Source organism: Thalassoroseus sp., from assembly GCF_984380535.1.
Map to the genome: position 1 here is coordinate 204,337 of NZ_CFHRBF010000016.1, position 22,464 is coordinate 226,800.

22 protein-coding genes are annotated in these 22,464 nt (G+C 53.4%); 10 read left to right on the forward strand and 12 right to left on the reverse strand.

Annotated features, from left to right (window positions below; genetic code table 11):
• Positions 1-281: 281 nt before the first annotated feature.
• The 3 genes from AC5DDB_RS21775 (at position 282) to AC5DDB_RS21785 (ending at position 2,346) form a co-directional block, all read left to right on the forward strand.
• Complete coding sequence (locus AC5DDB_RS21775) at positions 282-425, forward strand: hypothetical protein (protein ID WP_491741881.1); 144 nt, start codon at positions 282-284, stop codon at positions 423-425.
• A 361-nt stretch (positions 426-786) separates the two neighbouring features.
• On the forward strand, positions 787-1,803 hold the full coding sequence (locus tag AC5DDB_RS21780) for a DUF1559 domain-containing protein (RefSeq protein WP_491741882.1): 1,017 nt from the start codon (positions 787-789) through the stop codon (positions 1,801-1,803).
• A gap of 99 nt (positions 1,804-1,902) precedes the next feature.
• A complete protein-coding gene (locus tag AC5DDB_RS21785) occupies positions 1,903-2,346 on the forward strand; it encodes a hypothetical protein (protein WP_491741883.1) in 444 nt (147 codons plus the stop codon).
• Between the two features lie 7 nt (positions 2,347-2,353).
• Here AC5DDB_RS21785 and AC5DDB_RS21790 read toward each other — a convergent pair whose 3' ends face one another.
• From AC5DDB_RS21790 to AC5DDB_RS21805, 4 genes are all read right to left on the reverse strand, one after another.
• Positions 2,354-3,820: a DUF1598 domain-containing protein gene (locus tag AC5DDB_RS21790; RefSeq protein WP_491741884.1), complete on the reverse strand. Its 1,467-nt coding sequence runs from the start codon at positions 3,818-3,820 to the stop codon at positions 2,354-2,356.
• Positions 3,821-3,965: 145 nt separating this feature from the next.
• Positions 3,966-4,322 (reverse strand): 6-carboxytetrahydropterin synthase QueD, encoded by a 357-nt coding sequence (gene queD, locus AC5DDB_RS21795; RefSeq protein ID WP_491741885.1) that lies wholly within the window; start codon positions 4,320-4,322, stop codon positions 3,966-3,968.
• Positions 4,323-4,555: 233 nt separating this feature from the next.
• The gene (locus tag AC5DDB_RS21800) at positions 4,556-5,653 is read right to left on the reverse strand and encodes a hypothetical protein (RefSeq protein WP_491741886.1); all 1,098 of its coding nucleotides are present in this window, start codon (positions 5,651-5,653) and stop codon (positions 4,556-4,558) included.
• Between the two features lie 879 nt (positions 5,654-6,532).
• The gene (locus AC5DDB_RS21805) at positions 6,533-7,150 is read right to left on the reverse strand and encodes a 4Fe-4S dicluster domain-containing protein (protein ID WP_491741887.1); all 618 of its coding nucleotides are present in this window, start codon (positions 7,148-7,150) and stop codon (positions 6,533-6,535) included.
• A gap of 391 nt (positions 7,151-7,541) precedes the next feature.
• Between AC5DDB_RS21805 and AC5DDB_RS21810 the strand changes: the two genes are divergently transcribed.
• The 3 genes from AC5DDB_RS21810 (at position 7,542) to AC5DDB_RS21820 (ending at position 10,789) form a co-directional block, all read left to right on the forward strand.
• Positions 7,542-8,087 carry a hypothetical protein gene (locus AC5DDB_RS21810; protein WP_491741888.1) on the forward strand — a complete coding sequence of 182 codons (546 nt, stop codon included), beginning with the start codon at positions 7,542-7,544 and terminating at the stop codon, positions 8,085-8,087.
• Positions 8,088-8,576: 489 nt separating this feature from the next.
• Entirely contained in the window at positions 8,577-9,557 is a 981-nt protein-coding gene (locus tag AC5DDB_RS21815) for a DUF1559 domain-containing protein (RefSeq protein ID WP_491741889.1), read from the forward strand.
• A 224-nt stretch (positions 9,558-9,781) separates the two neighbouring features.
• On the forward strand, positions 9,782-10,789 hold the full coding sequence (locus AC5DDB_RS21820) for a hypothetical protein (protein ID WP_491741890.1): 1,008 nt from the start codon (positions 9,782-9,784) through the stop codon (positions 10,787-10,789).
• 36 nt (positions 10,790-10,825) lie between these two features.
• Here AC5DDB_RS21820 and AC5DDB_RS21825 read toward each other — a convergent pair whose 3' ends face one another.
• The 4 genes from AC5DDB_RS21825 to AC5DDB_RS21840 form a co-directional block, all read right to left on the reverse strand.
• Complete coding sequence (locus AC5DDB_RS21825; protein ID WP_491741891.1) at positions 10,826-11,020, reverse strand: type II toxin-antitoxin system antitoxin; 195 nt, start codon at positions 11,018-11,020, stop codon at positions 10,826-10,828.
• Positions 11,021-11,049: 29 nt separating this feature from the next.
• Positions 11,050-12,003: an SPFH domain-containing protein gene (locus AC5DDB_RS21830; RefSeq protein WP_491741892.1), complete on the reverse strand. Its 954-nt coding sequence runs from the start codon at positions 12,001-12,003 to the stop codon at positions 11,050-11,052.
• Positions 12,004-12,102: 99 nt separating this feature from the next.
• Positions 12,103-12,249 (reverse strand): hypothetical protein, encoded by a 147-nt coding sequence (locus AC5DDB_RS21835; protein ID WP_491741893.1) that lies wholly within the window; start codon positions 12,247-12,249, stop codon positions 12,103-12,105.
• On the reverse strand, positions 12,249-12,836 hold the full coding sequence (locus AC5DDB_RS21840) for a TadE/TadG family type IV pilus assembly protein (protein ID WP_491741894.1): 588 nt from the start codon (positions 12,834-12,836) through the stop codon (positions 12,249-12,251). Before AC5DDB_RS21840 ends, AC5DDB_RS21835 begins: the two co-directional genes overlap by 1 nt.
• Before the next feature lie 476 nt (positions 12,837-13,312).
• Here AC5DDB_RS21840 and AC5DDB_RS21845 point away from each other — a divergent pair, with 476 nt between their 5' ends.
• Positions 13,313-13,822, forward strand: coding sequence for a TadE/TadG family type IV pilus assembly protein (locus AC5DDB_RS21845; RefSeq protein WP_491741895.1), 510 nt, complete (start codon positions 13,313-13,315; stop codon positions 13,820-13,822).
• Positions 13,823-13,825: 3 nt separating this feature from the next.
• Complete coding sequence (locus tag AC5DDB_RS21850) at positions 13,826-15,136, forward strand: pilus assembly protein TadG-related protein (RefSeq protein WP_491741896.1); 1,311 nt, start codon at positions 13,826-13,828, stop codon at positions 15,134-15,136.
• Between the two features lie 171 nt (positions 15,137-15,307).
• On the opposite strand, the gene AC5DDB_RS21855 is transcribed toward AC5DDB_RS21850, so the two are convergent.
• Positions 15,308-16,669, reverse strand: coding sequence for a Gfo/Idh/MocA family protein (locus AC5DDB_RS21855; protein ID WP_491741897.1), 1,362 nt, complete (start codon positions 16,667-16,669; stop codon positions 15,308-15,310).
• A 152-nt stretch (positions 16,670-16,821) separates the two neighbouring features.
• On the opposite strand from AC5DDB_RS21855, the gene AC5DDB_RS21860 reads away from it, so the two are divergent.
• Positions 16,822-17,388 carry a DJ-1/PfpI family protein gene (locus AC5DDB_RS21860; protein ID WP_491741912.1) on the forward strand — a complete coding sequence of 189 codons (567 nt, stop codon included), beginning with the start codon at positions 16,822-16,824 and terminating at the stop codon, positions 17,386-17,388.
• Between the two features lie 83 nt (positions 17,389-17,471).
• The gene (locus AC5DDB_RS21865; RefSeq protein WP_491741898.1) at positions 17,472-19,037 is read left to right on the forward strand and encodes a cryptochrome/photolyase family protein; all 1,566 of its coding nucleotides are present in this window, start codon (positions 17,472-17,474) and stop codon (positions 19,035-19,037) included.
• Positions 19,038-19,075: 38 nt separating this feature from the next.
• Here the strand turns inward: AC5DDB_RS21865 and AC5DDB_RS21870 are convergent, their stop codons facing one another.
• From AC5DDB_RS21870 to AC5DDB_RS21880, 3 genes are all read right to left on the reverse strand, one after another.
• Positions 19,076-20,740 (reverse strand): arylsulfatase, encoded by a 1,665-nt coding sequence (locus AC5DDB_RS21870; protein WP_491741899.1) that lies wholly within the window; start codon positions 20,738-20,740, stop codon positions 19,076-19,078.
• A 27-nt stretch (positions 20,741-20,767) separates the two neighbouring features.
• A complete protein-coding gene (locus tag AC5DDB_RS21875; protein ID WP_491741900.1) occupies positions 20,768-21,325 on the reverse strand; it encodes a Uma2 family endonuclease in 558 nt (185 codons plus the stop codon).
• Positions 21,326-21,423: 98 nt separating this feature from the next.
• A complete protein-coding gene (locus tag AC5DDB_RS21880; protein WP_491741901.1) occupies positions 21,424-22,449 on the reverse strand; it encodes a zinc-binding alcohol dehydrogenase family protein in 1,026 nt (341 codons plus the stop codon).
• Positions 22,450-22,464: the final 15 nt, after the last annotated feature.

Consider the following 22,464-nt stretch of genomic DNA (forward strand, 5'->3'; position numbering starts at 1 on the left):
TGCACAGACGAATCTCCCGTGTTGTCTCGGCGATTTTGGAGCCAGCCAGCCGGTTCCTGTTTGTTCAAATTGGTCATTGAGAATGCAATTTCTTCCGCGTATGGCGGTGGGAAACTGGGGTCACTTTTCCGAAAGTCCTGAAAAACATTGGCAAAACGCTTGATTTTCAAATTCTTTTTCGAATTGGCACTCCGCTTGCTATCTCTCCCTTTCAACTTCAACCCTGTTACTTCAATTCACCGGCAGAACGGATTCGGTCTTCGAGTCCAGAGAGGACAACTATGCATATTGCAAGCACCGCCAACATTTTGGCATCGATTTCCGACGATATGGAAGACTTCGCAACCACCGTCAACCTCCGTGATACCCTGGTTTACCACCCAGATGCCGATGAACTTGGTTTCGATCCTGACGAGTTCGAATAAACCCGAGAATTCTGTCGGGTTCTGTCGACCGATAGTTATTTGGAGAGTGTTCAGGGAATCTGAGTCTGATTACATTCCCGCAGATAAAACAACCAGACCGTAAATCAACCAGACCGCGAACCTGGCAATGTCGCCGTCTGATAACCCGAAGCAACCGCTCGGCAAGATCCGAATAACGTTGCTTCCTTTGCCTCAATCGAAACCCGCTTGCTATTTCCTAGGCAAGCGGGTTTCTTTCGTTTCCCCCTGCGATAGATTTGCTACAATTGCCGCTCCGCCGGTAATCCCGCCTGATATCTGCCTGCAATAAACATTAGTTGACTTCCCTCCTTTTTTTGACTTTTCCATTGAGAGGCTAACTATGACTCGCGCTAGTCGTTCTGCGCGCACCGGGTTCACCCTGATTGAGCTTTTGGTGGTGATCGCAATTATTGCCATCCTGATCGCCTTGCTATTGCCGGCTGTTCAGCAAGCCCGCGAGGCGGCTCGACGTATGTCGTGCAAAAACAACCTCAAGCAAATTGGGGTCGCGATGCACAACTTCCATGATACCTACCAGGAACTCCCCGCCGGCTACGGGTTTAACGACATTGCCAATGCCGCCAACTGGACGAAAGCATGGGGTTGGGGAGCGCGGATTCTCCCCTATATCGAGCAAGAGAACTTGTACAATCTGCTCGGGGTTGGCACACGGGAATTCGACCAAGCGCTTCCGGGCAACAACTCCTCCTCGTGGCCTGCTGACATGGTCGCGGCAATTCGCACTCCGATTGCTATTTACCGCTGCCCGAGTGACATCACGCCCGGTGACATCAATACCAGTGTCGACTTCTGTCACAGTGGCGGACCGGACAGCACAAAACCAGCCGTCAGCAATTACGTCGGTGTGTATGCTTATCAGTACAGCAACTGGAACGCAGCTGGCGGCATCTCCGAGAAACACGGAGCGATTGGCGCTCAAGAAGGAACTGGGTTTGCCGAGATCACGGACGGAACTTCGAACACGTTCTTGGTCGGTGAACGTGGTTGGGATCACCAAGCGGCTTATTGGGTTGGTGTCGGCAACACGAACAGTGAAGATGCCTGGTCGTCTCCGAAGGTCGTCGGCCGTTCGTTCCTGATGAAACTCAATCAACCGTTGACGGGGCGTTATTACTCGGCATTTTCGAGTTATCACCCCGGTGGTGCGAATTTCTTGCTGGTTGACGGCAGCGTGCGATTCATCAGCGAGACCATTCAATTCAGCAACGGTTTGGACCTCAGTGGCAACCCACACCACTGGAGCACGACGTTCAGCAATATCGACAAGTCTACCATCGGCTTGTACCAGCGTCTCGGCTGCCGAGATGACGGCCAACCGTTAGGCGGAGACTTCTAAACCAAAACCAGAGACGTTGGCCGACTCTGTCGAATTCTTCCTCAGGGTGCCTCGTTCATAGAACGCAGGTGCCCGTCCTTTTTCACCGAGACATCTTTCATGCGCTGGTCTGTATTATTGACACTTTTTATGCTCGCTCTGACCGGTTGCGGCGGCGGTTTGTCGACTCTGGAAGGCACCGTTTTCGTCGACGGAAAACCCGCACCGGAAGGCATCACGTTTTCATTCACTCCCGCCGATGGCAACGGTTCCCCCTCGTATGCCAAGACCGATGCTGAAGGGCATTACGAAGCGGCTTTCAGCTTTCAAAAGAATGGAATTGAAGCGGGGAAACACCGTGTGCACCTCGTCCCCGGTGAAGATCCGGGAAGTGGAACGATGCCACAATTAGGTCCCGACGGCAAACCGATTCCGTCCTCCAAACCGAAGCGTCCGCAGTTCCCGAAGGAGTATTATCAAGAGATCGAGACGATCACGGTCGAGAATGGACACAACGTGATCGATCTGCAATTGGAATCGACCAACAAAGCCAACGCCGAGTAATCCGCGACTAATCCCACCACCACGAATGAGACTCCGGCGCGGTTGTCTTCATGGCTCCGCGTCGGATTCCGTTGAGTCGCTCGGCGGTATCAGTTTTGAATTCCGCATTGCGAACGGTCTGCATAGCGTCGACCACAACACCGCCGCCGATCAGTCCAACTAACGCCTGACCGGCCCGTTTAAAGTTGGCCACCGTGTTGACGTGTTTCGGCGCCTCCATGCGAGCGAAGTGGGCCCGTTGTTCGTCCAAGAACAACGACTTCTTCCAACCGATTCGCTGAGCCAAGCGATCTTTCTTGAGCAGTGCCGCCAGGATGACCAAATCGAGTTGGTTCTGTAACTCCGCAAACACGGGCATAGTCGCTGCGATTTCTGGGAACTTCTCGGTGAAGTTTTTGGCAAATCGCTGCGTTGAAACACGAGTGAACGGGGCATCGGTCCGTTGGCCGGCTCCATCGACGTATTCTTCTTGAGACATCACCTGCGCCCGTTGACCGGAAATAGCGTAGGCGGTTTTGTCTTCGTTGGTCTGGAAAGCATCGTATAACGGCGTGATCCAAAACCGTTGCATGCTATTGCCTCGCAGACCAATTCCGGCGAGTTGACTTTGAAACCCTTTCACCGGCGGACGTTCGATGCCGAGTGACATCAGTTTCATTCGCCAGTCGGCTTCGACGATTGCAATTCCGAAGTGGGAATCGGCCGGGATGCCCCACACGCGAACGTTCTGCAGTCCGAGTATTTGAGCCATCGCCTGATACCGTTGTGCCGCCACCGCAGCCGATGCGGGCGTGCTGTTCGCTCGCACCCACTGTTGAAGTTGAGCCAAGCGTTGTTCATCAGGATCGATCGAACACCCCAGCGAACTCGTCCGTTCAAGTGTCCGCAACGCAACCATTAAATCGTCGAGTCGCAGCGGCGGACGACCGGTTTCGGTTCCCCGCACGCGGCCGACATCATCCGGTGCAAACCCTTCCGCCCGTCCCGCCAGCACGAGGTCTTTTTTGTCTTCGTCGAGAAACACATAGTCGATCCGAGTCAGGCCCGCGAGAAACTGCATCTCGACGGGAATCGGATCGCCGGCGGCGAGTTTCTTTTCGATCGCCGCTTCGAGTCGCACCAAGGAAACCTTGCGGAGTTCGCTGGTCTGATTGACGTCGGCATTGAGCGTTTTCTCGGCGAGCGCCTGCATCTTTGCTTGGGTGAGTTTCAGCGATTGCTGTTTGCCGAACTTCGGGGAGACCACGCCTTGGGCATCGATGTCGATCCCGCCTGCGTTTCCACCGATCCCACCGGCCACTTGTCCCTGTTGACCACCGGCGACCTGGCCCTGCTGTCCGCCGGCCACTTGCCCTTGTTGACCGCCCGCAGCTCCACCCTGCACCGCGACGCCACCGCCAATCGGTGCGAACCCTTGGCTATAGGCTAAGGAAGGCACCAGAGTCGTCAGCAACACACCTGCCAACCAACGCATCGCAAACTCCTGACCGGCCCGCTCAGAGTTCTGGGAATCGAATCATATTGAATCAGTCGTCACAACTCGGCAATCGACGCAATTACGCGGGATTCCAGAGAGTGTGTTTCTGATGTCAACCGAGTCTCAATTCACGATACCAGAATCACTCGCCCCGGTACACGCAGCCGGAAGTGCAGGTCTCGCTGACTTCGATCCGATCCATCAGCGGCAGCTCAGCGGCCAACTGCTGCCAAATCCAGCGGGCGATGTTCTCGCTTGTCGGGTTCTCCAAGCCTTCGATCTCGTTGAGATAGTAGTGATCCAACCGATCGACAACCGGTTTGCACGCGGCTTTGATGTCACTAAAGTCCATCACCCAACCCGTCTCGGGATCAACAGGCCCAGACACCCACACCCGCACGCGGAACGAGTGCCCATGCAACCGCTTGCACTTATGCCCCTCCGGCAAATTCGGCAACCGATGAGCCGCTTCGAATGTGAGATCTTTGTAGAGTTCCATTGTCTTTGCCGAGGATTGAAATTAGAGAGTCAAGGATCGCAAAGCCGATCGGGTGGCACGTCGCAAAACGAAGCGATGGGCGTGGAAACTAAGGAACCCACACCCTTCCCGTTGGTCATGGTGTGCCACCCGTCCCGACGTACAACCTCTAGATTATTACGTGACGTTGATTACAACTTGCGAGTGGTTGGCAACTTTGGTCCCTGTGTATGTTCGGCCGTCCCGTTGCGGTTTCAATGGAATGTCCACTGTCTTTGACGGTATGTGTACGCTTTGGGAATTCCGCTCTCACGACCGCGGGATTTGCCATTTCCGGTCTGGGTGCCGCCCTCAAACACAAACCACACTTTAAGCGATCCGTTTGACTCGGAAGGTTCGGAAACCTGCACTTCAAAGTCGCCGTTGGGACTGACCTTGCCCACATAGGTTTTCGTCCAATACTCACCGGGTCGGGCATCAGATTCATCGGCAACCAGTGCATAGGCAGCACGCTGGTCCGATGATAGACGACCACTAATGACGAAGGCATTCGTCTTGCGGTCTGCTACATATTTCATGTTTTGCACGTTGATCTTCGGGAGCGGACCAGGGACGTCAGCGGTACCTTTGAAGGCTGGATGCGTTGTCAGGATCGCCGCTTCTGCCTCACAGAGGTAGACGCGTTCTTCGTGGAATCGTGCAACGCGTTTGTAGTTCAAGTGGGTCGGGCCCATCAGCGTATTTCCAGCGTCGTCGCGTCTCAATGGCCCGATATGCGGCAGTTGAAATCCGTGGCCCAATTCGTGGAGCATGCCTTTGAGTGTCAGCGTCTTAAGAAACTCACTGCCCATTTCAGCTTTGGGATCGACACGCCCCGGAGTCAGGTCAAGGTTGCAGACTGCCCAACCGCCGATTTGCCGACCGAACCCTCCTAGGAAAGAAGAGTTCACAGGAAACGAGCCGCGATACATCAAAATCCACCAGACCTGTCGTCCGCCATTGAGCTTGCCATTCCGTCGGTTGGTTTCCATGACTTCCATCCGGACCGACACGGGCTTGTACTCCGCCGTCTTCTTCTTTCCTCGAATCATCGTCACCTCAACGTGACCATCCGCTGATCGGCGAAAAGGCATGACGACGTCCTCATGCCCCCAACGCTTGAACTCGTGTTGGAAGAATGATTCGGCGTATTCGACAATCTGGTCGACTCTTTGTTGACAACGGGTCGGTGGATCGACGTCCGCAGGGACAAAGAGAATCAAATGGACCTGGCACGGTGACTTGTCATCGGCACGCACGACATTCGAAGCACTAACCAAACCCAAGAACACAAGGATTAGCGTTTGTCTCATGATGAACGTCCTCATGTGCGTGTGTGGAAACCCACATGTATCCGTTGCTTACTGGAGCCGCTCATTGTCTTGCCAGACCCGTGTTCGCGCGGGTGTCCTGCTCACGGCTCTTCATGAGTGGGCCTTTTGTAAACGTCGCGAGCCGAATGAAGCTTACCGAAACGCGACAAACTTGCCATCCACTGGATCGAAATTCCTAGATGCCAGCAGTTCAACTTACCTGGATATCCCTAAAAATGCGAATGGAATATCAATTATCCAGAATCGCTGGTTGAACCAGAGCAAGTTAACCGTGGGGTGGCCCAGAAAGATTTCTTTCTGGGCTGCGAAACAGCAAGAGGTTCTTGGATGCGATAGGTATATTCACAGTCAGAGGATGCGGTTTAACGGTACGAGAAGCAGAAAACCGTTGGAGTTTCGATCAACTATGTCAACCGACGACGTTCAACCTCTTGATCACTTTGTGATCCCAGGTTGCAAGCAACCTGGGCCACCCTGCGTGGAAACCAGGGAACCCACGCCCTTCCCGTTGGTCATGGCGTGCCACCCGTCCCGATCAACTATGTCAACCGACGACGTTCAACCTCTTGATCACTTTGTGATTCCCGGTTGCAAGCAACGTGGGCTAACCGGCGTCGGTTAAGCCATCGCATACAACGCGAAATCCAGATCTGCACGACGACTGGGATCGCAATGAGCAGGAAAATAGCCGGAACGACAAATAGGAAACCAACGAAAGTTTTGCTACCCATGCACGCCAGAAACGCTACCGCAACAAAACTGATGATAATGATAGCGTGAGAAAAGGTTGCTTGCTGAGTCCACAAAGTTGAACTCCCAGCCTACGGGGCTTCGTTCATGAAACCGCCACCCCATGCGTCAATCCATAAAGATCCGCTGGTAGTCTTCATATGCGACATCCAGCACGTCACGGCCTTCTTCGGTGGCTTGGTAGCGGATGTAGTCTTCGCTGCGGGCGACTTCTTGGACGATTTCGACGGTCACGTCGTCGTCGTAGTACCAGTCCTTCTGCATCAGCCAGCCCATGATTTCCTGCAAACCGGTTTCGCTCACGGGTAGGAAAACTTCGCCGTCCATACGGAATTGGTAGCCGTATTCCTCGATCTTCGGCCAAGGCATGTCGGCGTCTTCGCCCATCCAATACGGCTGCAACACGCTTTCATCCGACGGTTTCACGTTCGGATTGTGCAGCATGTCGATCGCGTTCCAGGGGCAGATCTCCAGCGTGTAATGGTCGTTGCTTTCCGAGGGCACCCGGTAACACAACTGACAACCGATACACCGCGACGTGTCGATCTGGTGGTAACTTCCCGACGGGACCGGGCTGACCACTTCGTAGATACAATCCACCGGGCATTGCGATGCACACGCATTGCAAGAGGTGCAATTGTCCTTATTGATCACCGCCAGATACCGGGTCTCTTTCTTCCGATCGGCCTTACGGGTCTCAAAGTATTTCTGCATCGAAATCGTCATCGATGATCCCATTCACTGCGAAAACCGGGAAATTCCAGAGTTGCCAAATTGTAACCGGCAACGCTGCCGAAGGGTAGTCGAACCGAATCTCGGCCCCCAAGAGAGGAACGAGTCACACAATACGAAACCAAGATCGCCACTCGACGGGCAGTGAAGGTAGAAACACTACACAGTCTAGGTGCGTTCGAGGAAAGCTGCGAATTTACCGAATGCCTTCGAGAAACTGGTTGTTTGCCACTGTGTTCATCTGTATTGTCCATAATGCCGTCTGAGGCAGTCTCAGGCAAACTTCGATTCGGCTTCTTAACCGGATATCGGTGGGGCCAGTGGTTCGATTCGAGAGGGAGTTTCCATGGTTCGCAACTTATTGATCAAATCAATCGCGTTGGTCGTGACTTTGACGGTCACATCCCCGATCGTGCAGGCTCAAGAAAAGCCATGGAAGGTTGTGGGCGAAGGCTCTGGAACCGAGGGGTTCTCGCTCTCCGGAGAAGATTCACCTTTCGAAGTGACCGGGAATTCGAGTCTGCTCGGCCGTTATTCCGGTGACGGCGTCGCGAAGGCGATTTCGTTCAATCCAAAAACATTAAGCGGTACGTTTCATGGAACATATACCTTTGTGGCTGCCAACGGAGATGAGCTGGCCACCACATTTGGTGCCGATGAGCCTGGAAGGCTGGGGGAATACTTTGCAATTCCGGCGGAAGACGGTCTTGCGCGGATCATGTTTGTCGCCGAGTTCAACCCGGTCCCGAATGAGTCGACCGGTCGGTTCGAAAAAGTGACGGATGGAAGCATTGTGCTAGTGGCTATCTCAGAGCCAATCATCCCGGTACCCGATGATGAAGGCTTCACGCCGCCATTTAGCTTCGATTGGTCGGGTAAAGGCTCGCTTGAGTTTTCCAAAGGCAAAGGCAAGAAGAAAAAGAAGAAGTAACGTCGCGATACAAAACGACGAATTGGGGACGACAACGTGCCGAGCGGTGTTGCAAATGCTAGCAACACGACTCGGCATTTCTTTTTCAGTGACATCTCACGGCTCAGAATATCTCTGCAACACGGTCGACTCCGATCCCATGCTGCATTCTCGATCCGAGATCTGCTTATCGATTTCGCTCTGCTCGACCGCTGCAGCTGTGTCGAAAAAATATTCCAAAAACCTGAACAAATGATTGAATTTTATTAGCAGGCTTAGCAAAATAACCCTTTGATCTTTCTTTGCTGTCTTCTTCTGCTCAATTCTTGGAGCAGGCTTATTTCACCAAGCGACCCATTTCATGTTCACGTTCTTGTGAACAGCTTGGCGCTCAGACGAAAGGGTACCCTATGAGAATTCCGTAGACCCGTTCTGGCCGGACACGAAGAGCATTCGAATTCTATTGTCTCGTCATCGTCAGTGTTCTTTATCCACACACAGGAGAGTTCCATGGCTGCTCGAATTGGTAGGTCACGGTTGGGCTTTACCCTGATCGAATTGCTAGTCGTCATCGCGATTATCGCGATTTTGATCGCACTGTTATTACCGGCTGTTCAGCAAGCGCGAGAAGCGGCTCGCCGGACTCAATGCAAGAACAACCTCAAGCAGATTGGCATCGCTTTACACACCTACCACGATACCCACGGGGCGTTACCCATGGGCGGATACCCAGATGCATCCAACGAAGAGGCGTGGGGTTGGGGAGCATATATCTTGCCGCAAATGGAGCAAGACAATCTATTCGAACAGATGGGAGTTTCCACGCGACGTCTAACAGAAATGCTAGCCAACACCACTGATCGAACACTCGCCCAAACCAAACTCGATTCCTTCATTTGCCCCTCGGACCGAGGCAAACATCTCATGAATGGCGGTACGATGAACAGTGGTAGCGGGCGATACTTTGCCGGGAACTCCGGAGTTCCAACCGGCTTTCGAGTGGCAAAGTCGAACTATATCGGCGTATGTGGTTGGGGGGACGTGAATAAAACAAATAACGATGGTGTTCTTCATCTGGGGAGTGCGGTCTCATTCGCTGACGTCATCGACGGATTATCGAACACATTTGCCGTCGGGGAACGCGATTACCGTTGTGCTCAAGGTGCCTGGGTCGGCAACCGCAATCCCCAAGGGAGTGGTGCCCAGGGAGCGGATTACACCATGGGACGCGTCACGCGACCGCTCAACGACCCCGACAACAGTGCTCACCATTGCACAGAAGGATTCAGCAGCAACCATCCTGGCGGCGCACACTTTTTGTTCTGCGATGGCTCGACACGCTTTATCAGTGACAACATTCACTACAGCGTTCCGACTGGCATCGATACCAATGACAACCCCAACAAAGCGACGAATGCTCAAAAGTTGTCGTCCGGAACTTACCAACGACTAGGAATGCGTGAAGACGAACAAGTCGTCGGAGACTTCTAGAGTTGCTTCCAATCTAGATCGACAGTGGGTTTGAATCCCGCGGTCAGTTTGTTAGCTCGTCGTCAAATGGGCGACGAACTCAGATATTCGTTGAAGCTGTGGCCTATGAGTCGCAGCTTCGACCTTTTTTCTCGAAACGCTCTATCCCCTAGGTGAGGACTCAACGGAGACAGTACACTGTTCAAATGAAACGATAGAATTCGATCATCGAATCGGAGGTCCTGATGAACAATTCGCTTTTCGTGGTTGTCGCCCTGCTGTTCGGGTTGGTTCCTTCGAAATCGCTTGCCGATGCGAAGGCCGAGTTGCAACACCCGGCATGGAAAGACGAAATGTTGGCTACACCGATGCCGGAATGGCCACAAGTACCCATCAGTGAGGAGGAGAGTGCTCGCGGCCGACGGTTGTTTGCCAAGATGTTCATGGCCGCCGGACAGGCCCGCACCGGAACTTTCGAAGGTTCCGACGTCGAAATCATTACCTTCCCTGGCAAAGCAAAAAATAAACGACGCCGGTCTCACTGGTCCATCTCTTTCGATCGCCCAAAGAATTGGGTCCGGCTGCGACGCGAGAAAGACACCCGCATCTTCCAATTTGCCCGCAATGGTAAAGAGGCCTTGTTTCGTCTCACGTTCAATAACTCTCCGGCACCCCGTTCCATCCATCGACATCCAGTCGGCTGGGACAAAATGATGCCCGAAGCGAAACCGCTGGATTTTCGATTCGCCGGTGTAGGCTTCGCATTCGGCTTCTGCAACGGGTTGGACGTTGAAGACTGGAGAAAAAGACTTCAGGTTTCCCTCGTGCCCCACCTTGTCGGAATTTCGGAGGATCCCAATGGTCACGTCGCACTACTCTTTGAACAGACGACGGGACGTCCCTTCCGATGTGTGATATGGCTGGATTCACACGAACACACGCGATTTATTCAAAACGCGCAATGGGAACGAGATGCCAGCGAACCGTCTGTTTGGAAGGTCAATCATACAAGCCGAACGACGTGGCAGACCATCGGTGACGTGACGGTGCCGACGCAAATCCGAGAGGTCGTCGATCAGACGGTGTTGCGGTCGATGGAAGTTAATCTTCACTGGACGATGGTCAATGAGGCCTTGCCCAAAGAGTCGGTGTCCTTTGAATCGTTCGATCTGCCCCCCGGAACGCAGGTCATCAATCACAAGTCGGGAAAACGCGCTCTAGAATCCATCATTGGCCAGCCACAATCTCCGTGACGACTGATAGACCAGCTTCTGTAGATTCAGACGACCCTACGATCCTGACTTTTCGTCTGGTTCTGGTTCGGCGTCGTTTTTCAATCGGCCCGCGTCCTTGAGTGCTTTTCGAATGAGGTAGTCGAGTTGGCCGTTGACACTGCGTAGTTCGTCTTCGGCCCACTTGCGTAAAGCATCAAGGACTTTCGGATCGGTGCGGTATAGGAAAGATTCCCGAGGCAAAGCTGGCACTCCATTTCGAATTTGGTTGCCACGGTCGATTAGTTGTGAAGCGTGCCGGTGTTGACGACCGGTTGTGTATGACGATCGCTGCAAAGTACGACGAGCAGGTTGGAAACCATCGCCGCTTTGCGGTCCTCATCAAGTTCCACAATCTTGTCTTTGGCCAGATGTTCCAAAGCCATATCGACCATGCCCACCGCACCTTCGACGATCTTCGTGCGAGCAGCCACCACCGCTTGGGCTTGTTGACGTTGCAACATGGCTGCCGCAATTTCCGGGGCATAGGCCAAATGACTAATTCGAGCCTCGATCACCTGCACACCGGCTTTGTCGAGTCGTTCTTGGATATCGCTCCGCAGCTGCTCACTGATTTCCGGCGTATTTCCACGGAGTGAGAGGCGTTCGTCGTCATGGTCGTCATAGGGATGTCGACTAGCGAGCGCCCGTAATGCAGCTTCGCTTTGCACGGCGACATAATGCTCGAAATCATCGACTTCAAACATCGCCTCCGCCGTGTCGACCACCTTCCATACGACCACCGCAGAGATCTCGATCGGGTTGCCATCGCGGTCGTTCACCTTCGAGGCTTTCCCCGCGGACCGAGATTTCGGATTGATCACCTTCCCTGTTGTCGGGTCTTTGCTTTCCGGTACGAATGTCGAACCAGTCTCAAAGTTTTGCACTCGAAGGGTGATCTTCAATTTCGAATAGAATGGGTTCACCCAGTAAAACCCCGGTTCGGTGATCGACCCCTTATAGTTGCCGAAGAGTAACAGCACACGGGCGTTGTTCGGCGCAATCGCTTGGAAGCCGAAGATCATGATGAACGCAGTCAGAAAGAAAATCGGTGCGACAATCAGTCCCAAGACTGGCGGACCATCCCCGAGGAGAACTTGAGCGACAATCACACCCGGCGTCATCAAGAAAAGCAGGAGGCAAATTATCAATGGTAGCCAACCGCTCATCGGGCGAACTAACTTTTCAGCGATCATCTTCGACTCCACGAGAAAAGGAGGTGATATCATCTTGATATCACATACGTGGTTGTCGAGCGAGAGGATCACCGATTTCCGAAATTAAAATCTTCGATTTTAAGAGTCGGTCTGTCGATGGGTTTCCGGCTTCTTGCCGGTTCGGCGGATACGGTAAATCACGTAGGCACCAATCGACAAATAGCAGATCGACCCCAATAGGAACTTAAGCAGCCATTGCGTGAAGTCGTGGGAAATCTGTTCCACTATTCTATTTCCGTTCGAGTGCTAGATTCGTAGACGTGGCCCTGAAGCGAGAACCCGAATGTCGAGAGAAGATCGGGCACGGGCGTCATCCCGGTACTGTCGGTCACATTGACGCAAACTGTGACACGTACTTCATTGGCGGCGATGCTTGGGCCTTTCGGAGTACACGGGATTGAAGTGTTGCCACGTTCTCCCATGTCCGGGTCACTGGCGACCAACGCCCCTTCAATCGTCACGCGAGCCGGGTCACTGTTGTTCGTGCCGTCGGTCGTGAAGGTGATATTGTGAACCGCCAAGTATTTTTGGACGGTCTCCGCGACTTCGTCGGGAGTCGTGCCAATCTTGGCTGCTTCTCGTGCTCCCCGCAAAGAAGCCGCTGTTACCGCCTCGTTGACCAGCACCAAAAAACCGAATTCAAACACTGCCAATGTTGCAACTAGCAGAACGGGCAGGACAAGGATGAACTCCAGAGTGATCACGCCACGCGACTTGTCTGCCTCCCGTCTGCTCTCGTCACCACCGGATCGTTGGCCCGGATGTAGGTCAGGTCGGGTTTGGAATTGTCGAAGATGCGGACGTGAAACCATGACCGATGTAAACCGAGCGAATAGTATTGGAAGCAGGTGTATCCTGGCGTTTACAGCTTGCTTGCGATGTGAAGAACCGAGTCATCGAATGTCACGTCCCTGCATCGATCACCCGCCGATATCAACCCGGCGTGATCACAATCGGCGATTCCTCTTAAGCAAGTGATGTGCCGTTCCACATCGCCGAATCGATCGCACGTACGAGCAGACAGTCAAGAACATTGCCGTAATCGAACATAAGATCGCCGGGTTTCGCCCAACTGACTCCCAAGCTTCGGCATGAATAATGCTTCCAGGTCGTGACAGGATCCTAAGGCAGTTTACTGCTGATCGTCGTGGCTTTTGTTTGGTGGAAGTGGGAAGACCACACCTTGTTTCACATCCACCGGTAGCACAGAGCATCATAGAACGGTCTGGTATTGCACACTCCCTGCGGCGGTCACAACCGCATTTTGTACCCATCTCCGAGAACCTTCATGCAGAGTTCTGTCCGACCAACTCCGTTTGCCCAGGCGTCACCGCGGAAAGCGGTTGTCGTCTTGGAGTTGATCCTTTCGCTGCCGATCTTGATGATCTTCGTGGGGGCGGTGATCGAGTTCGGGTTGATTCTTGCCAACATGAAGCAAGTCAAATTGGCCAGCCGGACTGCTGCCAAAGTCGCTGCGGAAACCGATGGGCTTAACCCGGCTACAACAGCTGCCGTCGTCACGAACCTGCGGACCATCGTCGATAACCAGTTGGAAACCGCAGGCTTCGGCACCAACGCGTCTGTTGGTGTTCGGTTGCAGCACTCGGTTGCGGGCACCGACTCGGCGGAAAGTGGCACCTGTGCTGAACAGAACACTCCCGCGATTCCTACTGATGCCGTTCGCGTCGTTGTATGCGTTGAGCTTTCGAAACTCACGCCCGACTTCCTCAGTTCATTTGGGTTCTCAGTCGCCGGGCGGCGAGTCGAACTTTTCACGACGTATCCCTACGAGCGATAGGCTATGACTATGCAATCCTACCGCCGACATTCTGGTTTCAAAGATCAGTCGCTGCAAAATCGACGAGGAATCGCTGCATTTTGGGTCGTGCTTTCGGCTCCGTGTCTGGTCATTCTCCTTTGCATGGTGATCGACATCGGTCGGCTGTGGCTGGCCCGGGCGGAATTAGAAGACGCACTCGAAGCAGCAGCATTGGCGAGCGTGAAACACTGGGGGGAGAATGGCGGGGGACAACCGACCTTACCCTCGCGTCAAAGAGGACAGGAACTCGCAGCCGCGAACCTGATCCGAGGCGTTCCGCTCGATCTTGATGACAACTACACGAGTTCCGACGTGGGAGGTGTGAACGAAAATGCCTCCTGTGCAGGCGACTTGATCTTTGGTTCCATCACGAACTCTTCGCCTCCGTTCGAGTTCAATGCCGGCGTTTCTGGCGGTTGTATTCCGGCGACCGTTCTCATCAACGCTTCGAAAAACCCTGACGGGATGGGCGGCGGTGGCGCGAACGTGGAACCACGACTGTTCGGTATCTTCTACGATGAAGGTCCGTCGAACCTGTCAATTCGTTCGGTCTCCATTACGATCCCACAGTTTCCAGTCAACAACAATCAACAGCCGTTTTTCGATACCAGCAAAGAACTCGTGGTTTCTAACGGACTGACTGTGCCAGCCGACTTCTTGAACCGCAACAATCCGGATCTCCCGCCGAAAGATGTGCGAGGTCTCGATCCAACACCTGTTGTTGCCCCTAATGACTGGCTCTGCCAAACGCCTCCCCCAATTACATGGACCGGGGACATTTGCTTCACGTTTTCCGACCAAGTGGCTGCGCTCACGGATCGCTTCCGAACGCTCACCATCAATTTCACCGATGGCGCATTCACCTCAACGAACGACCCCGCAACGACAGATTTCGTTCGATACGGAGCCTCGATCAATCAACTGAATCCGCCCGCGTTGCCGTCTCCGCCTATGGGCGACAACAACGATGGAGACGCCATCGGCATCGCAGGGCTACAGGTCTCGATCACATTTTACAACAGTGACACAATGACCACCCAAACTGTCACAACGACTTTCCAAGACGACGGAATCGACAACAACTTCTCGGAAGCGAGCATCTCAGGCGCAGGCGGAGGAACACCCGCGGTTCGGGCACAGAAGACCGTTCAAGTAGCTAGTATCTGCCAAGATCTCTTCGGTATCCCCGTCGGTCCATTCAGCTTGAGAGCCGAAACGACTGCGCGTTACGATTGTTCGACCAGCAGCACGGCCCTCATCCGCATCGGCACATTTGTCTGCCCGGGTCCGTAAGACGCTGACGACACTGTGTAGCGATGAGTTTGTAATCCCTCGGCCGATAATCGCCTCGGCAGAAGTGTCAACGCAGCAAACCGGCCGATCGCCACCCGATCTGCTGAGCCGACGTCGTCGCACGAGCGTATCCTTGCCTGTCTCATCAGACACATGCGTCATGCGGTCCGTTTACAACGACCAACCTTTTCGCGGTTCGCGTTTGAGGAACGGTTCGGCTTCGGGGCAGCCGGTGGCTTCCATTTTTTCGGCGTCCCAGTGAATCTTCTTGCCGACGCGGTAGGCGACGTTGCCAAGGTGATTGGCTTCGGTCAGGGGGCCGGCATAGCTGAATGGACTGCCCGTCGGCGAACCGGTCTTACACGCTGCAAGCCACTCTTGATGATGTCCTGGCGAGTTGCCGGTGAACTGCTCGGGGTATTCAAAGTCTTCGAAATCTTTCTCCGGCAACAACTTGTGTTTGCCGTAGTCGGAGATCAGCATCCCGCGATCGCCGACAAACAGCACGCCGCTATTCCAGTTCGTGAGGTTCAATTCCTTGAGAATCTCGGGTTGAATCGAACCTTGATACCATGTGAGTTTGCACGGAGGCATGTTCTGGCGGGCACCGTATTCGTAGATGGCGTTCATCGAAGCCGGAGCGATTTCCGGATGCGGCGGCGGACCAAAAGCTTCGATCGTCGTCGGTGCGTCCAACTTCAGTGCCCAGAATGGCAAATCGACCCAGTGACTGCCCAAGTCCGACATCGTGCCATTGCCGAAATCCCACCAGCGATACCACCGCGGCCCTGGCACATACACCGGATTAAACGGTCGATACGGTGCCGGTCCAAGCCACAAATCCCAATTCAAGTTCTTCGGTGGCGTAACTGATTCCGTCGGACGCTCGGTGACGTGAATGATGTCACCATTCTTTCGAGCATCTTCGGCACTTTGCAGACCCCAAGCACGACCAACCCACACGTGCACATCGGTCACATTGCCGATCGCGCCCGATTGGATCAACTCCACTACACGGTGGTAATTCGGCATCCCATGAATCTGCGTACCCATTTGGGTCGCCACATTCACCTTCGCGGCGGCTTCGGTGATTTTGCGGGCTTCATCCACGTTGTACGTTAAAGGTTTCTCACAGTAAACGTGCTTGCCTTCTTTGAGCGCCGGCATCGTGGCGTAGGCGTGTGTGTGCTCGGCAACGCTCACCACGACTGCATCAATGTCGTCGACGTCTTCGTAGAGTTTGCGGAAATCGACATAGGTGCGAGCCTTTGGGAATCGCTCGCGGGCTTTGCCAAGTGCGTTCGAATTGACGTCACATAACGCGACCACGTTGTCGGCACCACCTGATGTCAACGTGTTCAAGTTCGCCAGCCCGCGACCACCCACGCCGATAAACGCTAGGTTCAATCGCTCATTCGGGGACTTCGCCGACAAAATCGCCGGGCATCCCAATGCGGCGGTTCCAACGGCGATGGCTCCCGCGGTTCGACCCAGAAACTCACGACGATTCAACGATGAACTTGGCTGCGACATCGGATAACTCCATCAAAGGTTGTTGATGCACGCACGATACCACATCCTAAAGTCAGTGCACCAGTCTGCACGCATTTGCCAATTCGTGCCGAACGCGAAACAATGCACAGAGCATGAAACTGACACGGCCAATCAACTCGAAAGCCAACATGATGGACAAAGTTTTAATCGTCATTGGTGACGCCACCGAAACCCTGGACACGATGTATCCATTTTATCGTCTGCAAGAAGCCGGGTTCGAACCTGTGGTGACGGCTCCAGAACAACGGCTGTACCAAATGGTGCTCCATGAAGTGAAACCAGGGTGGACGATCACCAAGGAATGGGAAGGCTACACACTGCAAGCGAACATCGCTTTCAAAGATGTGAAGCCCGAGGAGTACGCCGGAATCATGTTTTCTGGTGGACGGGCACCGGAATATATTCGTTACGACGAGGATCTCGTTCGAATCACGAAGCATTTCTTCGCAGAAAACAAGCCGATTGCCAGTGTCTGTCACGGTGTTGAAATACCGGCATATGCGGATTGCGTCAAAGGCCGACGCATGGCGACTGTGCCGAAGTGTCAATTTGACCTGGAGGTCTGCGGCGGCATCTTCGTGAATGAGCCGTGCGTGATAGATGGCAATCTTGTGAGCGGCCGAACGTTTCATGACAACGGCCACTATGTCGGCCCGTGGATCCGGCTGCTCGAACAAGCCCGTGAAAAGAATCGCTAGTCAACCATCGACAAATACAGACTTCCGACTACAACTCCTCAAGGTAACACCTGCCCATTACTGTATGGATGAGGAAGTGTCGAATGCGGAATCTCGTTCTTGTTCTCGGTGATCAACTCGCACACAACTCATCAGCCTTCGAGGGTTTTGATAAGAAACTCGATGCCGTTTGGATGGCCGAGGTCGATGAGGAGACGACACACGTTTGGTGTCACAAACTGAGAATTGCATACTTCCTGTCTGCAATGCGGCACTTTCGAGATGAACTCGAGAAACAAAATGTTCGAGTTGAATATCATGAAATGCAGGCTGCACCGTCACACGATCGTGGGAAGACATTCGCCGAGGTACTAACTCAAGATGTCAAGCGACTGAAGCCTGAGAAACTAGTCGTCGTCGAACCGGGTGACTACCGAGTTGAGCAATCGTTGCTAGACACTGCCAATGAACTCGGCATTGAAATCCAGATCACACCCGACGGTCATTTCTATTGCTCGAAGAACGACTTTCGGGACTATGCTACAGGACGGAACCGTCTCACACTCGAATACTTCTATCGGGAGATGCGAAAACGACATGATGTGCTAATCGAATCGAACGGTGACCCCACCGGTGGCGAGTGGAACTTCGATCACGACAATCGTGAAAGTTTCAAGAAATCAAAAGGACCGGGTGAATTACCGAAACCGAGGGTTTATCAACCGGATGAGGTCACTCAAGACGTGATCGACATGGTGTCGACTCGGTTTAAGGATCACCCGGGAAGTTTAGAACACTTCCAACTGCCGGTAACACGCAGGCAGGCTCTCTACTTTTTAAAACACTTCATTTCGGAGACACTACCACAGTTTGGCCGTTGGGAAGACGCCATGTGGACTGATGAGGCATTCCTCTATCATTCTCGCTTATCAGCCCCGCTCAATCTCAAACTATTAGACCCTCGCGAGTGTATCGATGCGGCCATATTGGCATATCACTCTGGTGATGCCCCTATCAATAGTGTTGAAGGGTTCGTGAGACAAATCCTTGGTTGGAGAGAATTCGTTCGAGGCCTCTATTGGCTAAAGATGCCAGACTATGCCCAGAAGAATTATCTTGATCACCAAGAATCTTTGCCATCATTTTACTGGGATGGTGATACCGATATGGAGTGTGTTCGACAGTCGATGCAGCACGTCATTCAGCATGGTTATTCACACCATATTCATCGCCTGATGGTACTAGGAAACTTTGCACAGCTTTGGGGGGTGCATCCCTATCAGTTTCATGAATGGCATATGGCGATGTACTTGGATGCGATCGATTGGGTTTCGTTGCCAAATACACTCGGCATGAGCCAATACGGCGACGGTGGGATCATCGGAACAAAGCCGTATTGTTCGAGCGGAAACTATATCAACAAGATGAGCAATTTTTGCTCGGGTTGCCGGTATAACTATCAGGAAAGGACGGGCGAAAATGCGTGCCCGTTCACCACCCTCTATTGGGACTTTATGAGCCGGCATCAAGAAAAGTTAGAAGACAATCGTCGATTGACGTTCGCCATGAAGAACTTAGAGAAGATTCAAAACGCTGAAGGAGAACTCTCTGCGATCCAAGATCGTGTATCGCAGTTAAGACGACAATTCGCAGCGGACAAGCCGGAATAGCAATTCAAGGGCTATACGAAATTGGAGCCAATTCAGTCTCACTTTGACTTAACTGGAAGTCTTGGATTCTTGGGGAGATACTCGACGTTATAGTCTCGCGGTAATGGTGTGACGTGGTTTCCATTCGCCCATTCAGACCAAGAAGTTGCGAGGCTTCGGACTTTCTCCGGGTATTTACTTGCGAGATCATGTTGTTCGATGCGATCGACGGAAATGTCATAAAGTTCCCAGGCATGATCTCGTAACGCAACGAGTTTCCATCGGCCGTCACGAACGGCTCGATTGCCCTCATGCTCAAAAAAGAGCTTGCGGTTTGGCAGTGGTTGACCTCGCATAACACGGTGCAGACTTTGTCCTGGTAAGGACTTCGTGTCGACTGTTTCGCTTATGCCTGCAGACTCTAAAATCGTCGGTAAAAGGTCGATCAAGTGAGTCGGTGTGGAATGGATCGTGCCTTTATGTCCTTGATTTACCGATGGTCCATGCAAAATGCATGGCACCGCAATGCCGCCCTCATGGTTGAAGTGCTTGTAAAGACGCCAAGGCGTATTCGAGGCGTTCGCCCACCCGGAACCGACACTGTGAAACGTTCCGGCCGACCCCATGTGTGCTAGCTCGTCGTTTTCATGAAGAATTGTTTTCGGTCCCGATTTGATATCGAAGCCAAACGGGTCCCACTCCGCACATCCGCCGTTGTCAGACGTAAAAACAATCAACGAATTAGCAAATTCATCGTGTGATTTCAGATCATCGAGCACCCGCCCGATGGCTTGATCCATATGATCCACCATCGCCGCATAAATCGCCATACGGCGAGCCAGGTCGGCTTGCCGATTCGACGGAAGATCCTTCCACGCCGGATTCTCTTTAGACAACGACTCTACCCAATCCGCGTATCGGGAACGCGGAGAAAGTTGCGTGTCCGGCGGGACGATTCCTAGTTGTTGCATGCGGCCAAGACGTTCGGCACGCAGCACGTCCCAACCAGACGTGTAGCGGTCCACATATTTAGCAATTGTTTCCGGCGGCGCGTGCAATGGGAAATGCGGAGCGTTGAATGCCAAGTATAAGAACCATGGCCGGTCGGGGGTCTCGCGAGCTTGGTTCAGAAACGTGATAGCTTGCTCGCCGAGTGCATCCGTGCCATAGAAATTGCGACGCTGGGGCGTGATCTTTCGACCTTTCGGCAATCGCAGGAAATGGTCGGGGTCCCAAAATGTTTTGGCACTGACGAGTGTTCCGTAGAACTCTTCGAAACCATGTCGAGTCGGATCGTCTGTACCCAGATGCCATTTCCCGGAAAGAAACGAGCGATACCCACACTGTTGCAGATGCTGTGCGATTGTCAAAACATCTTCAGCGACGCGGCCGCGGTAACCCGGTTGGCCGATATCCTGGGTCATGTGCCCCAAACCCACACGATGGGGATAGAAACCGGTCAACAAACAGGCCCGCGACGGGCAGCAACGTCCGGTCGTGTAGAACTGCGTCAGTCGTATACCATCCGCAGCCAACGCATCGAGATTTGGCGTGGCAATTTCACCGCCATAACAGCCTAAGTCGCTAAAGCCTAGATCGTCGGCAACGATCAACAAGATGTTAGGGCTGTTCGGTGCGGCCTCGAGCAATTCCGTGCGAGCAATACAACCGACGCAAAGTACGGTGAAGGCGTAAAAAAGTCGGCAGCGGTATGACGCGTACATCGAATTCCAACCTGTTTCGGGAAACGATCAGCCTCCGAACAGATCGGCGACGTCGAGTTTGGCGTCCGCGTAGGCCAACGGAGAAAGCATGTCCCCGCGGTTGGCAATATCGCGATACTTGAACACAGACCCATCGGGTTCACGAAAGACATGCACGCACGAAGAGACGGCATCGACAATCCAGTACTCGACAATTCCCGCTTCGGCGTACAACTCGGCCTTTTCGTTCATGTCGACCTGCAAACTGCTATAGGCTACTTCAATTGCCAGTCGCACATCACTCGCCGACGGGTGCCGATCGCGATACCGCCCCGCGTTGATCCACATCAAATCCGGCTCCGGGCGACTTTCGAGGTGCGACAAATCCAGACCCGTTCGGGCGGTCACAAGAATATCGGCCGGTAATGCAGACCTCAAGGACCAATTATTCAGGTAAACAATCAATGCATCGTGCAATGGGCCAGGGGGATTCATTTGCCGCAGTTCTCCCCGTATGAGTTCCACCTTGCGATCAAGATGATCGAATGCGCCCCGTTCGACCATGCGTTCGAATTCGTCGATGGTCAGCAAAAGATGCGGCCACATTGTTGTTCGCCCTCAACTCACGCCCGGAATGTTCTCGCTCTCATTTTAGAACGTCTGTCCGTTGAACTCCAATGAATTGTTGGTTCATTGGGCGTGTCTTAGGTGAGTTCGATCACGGCTTTGATCACGCCGGACTCCGGACGTGTAAACGATTCGAATTCGCCGATGACGTCATCGAAGGACGTGCGATGCGTAATCCACGGGGCGGTGTCGATGGTCCCGTCTTCGATCAAACTGATAATGCGGCCGAAGTCGCTGGGCAATGCGTTGCGAGAGCCTTTGATCGACATCTCCGGTTTGTGCAGTTTCGGGTGCGGGAAAGAGACCTCGGCCGTCGTAATGCCCACATAAACAAGCGAGCCGGTGTGAGCCACATAGTTGAGGGCGTTCGACATGGACCCATTGTGCCCGGTGGCATCGGTGACGATGGCGTATTTGTCGCCGTTCGTGATTTGTTGAATCTGCTCGACTTCCGAGCCATCACCTTTGAATTGAATCGTATGCGGCACACCGTAGGTGTCGCGACAGAACTGCAATCGCGATTCGACCATGTCCATCACGGTAATCGTCGCGCCAGTCAGGCGGGTGAATTCAAGCGTGGCCAACCCGATTGGACCGGCTCCGATGATCAGTACATGATCGCCTTCCTGCGGAGCACCGCGATCACAAGCGTGACAACCAATCCCGAGCGTTTCGACGAGTGCGAGTTGTTCGTATGTCAGTTCTGTGGAAGGGTGGAGTTTGTCCGCACGAATGAGAAATCGTTCGCAGAGACCACCGTCAACCATCACGCCGATGACGTTGAGTTTCTCGCAACAATTTCCATTCCCTTTGCGACATGCGTAACATTCGCCGCAATTCATATACGGTTCAACGCTGCACCGGTCGCCGGGCTTGATGTTAGTGACATCATCACCGACCTCGAGAACCTCCACGCCGAGTTCGTGACCGGGAATTCTCGGATAACTAAAGAACGGCATCTTACCGAGATAGCCACTGTAGTCGGTGCCGCAAATCCCCATGCGATGGGTACGAACTAATGCCTGTCCCGGCCCTGGTGAATTCGGCTCGGCGATGTCGATGTGGGCAAAGTTCTTCGGTTCTTGAAGCTGAATGGCCTTCATGGAGCACTTCTTGTC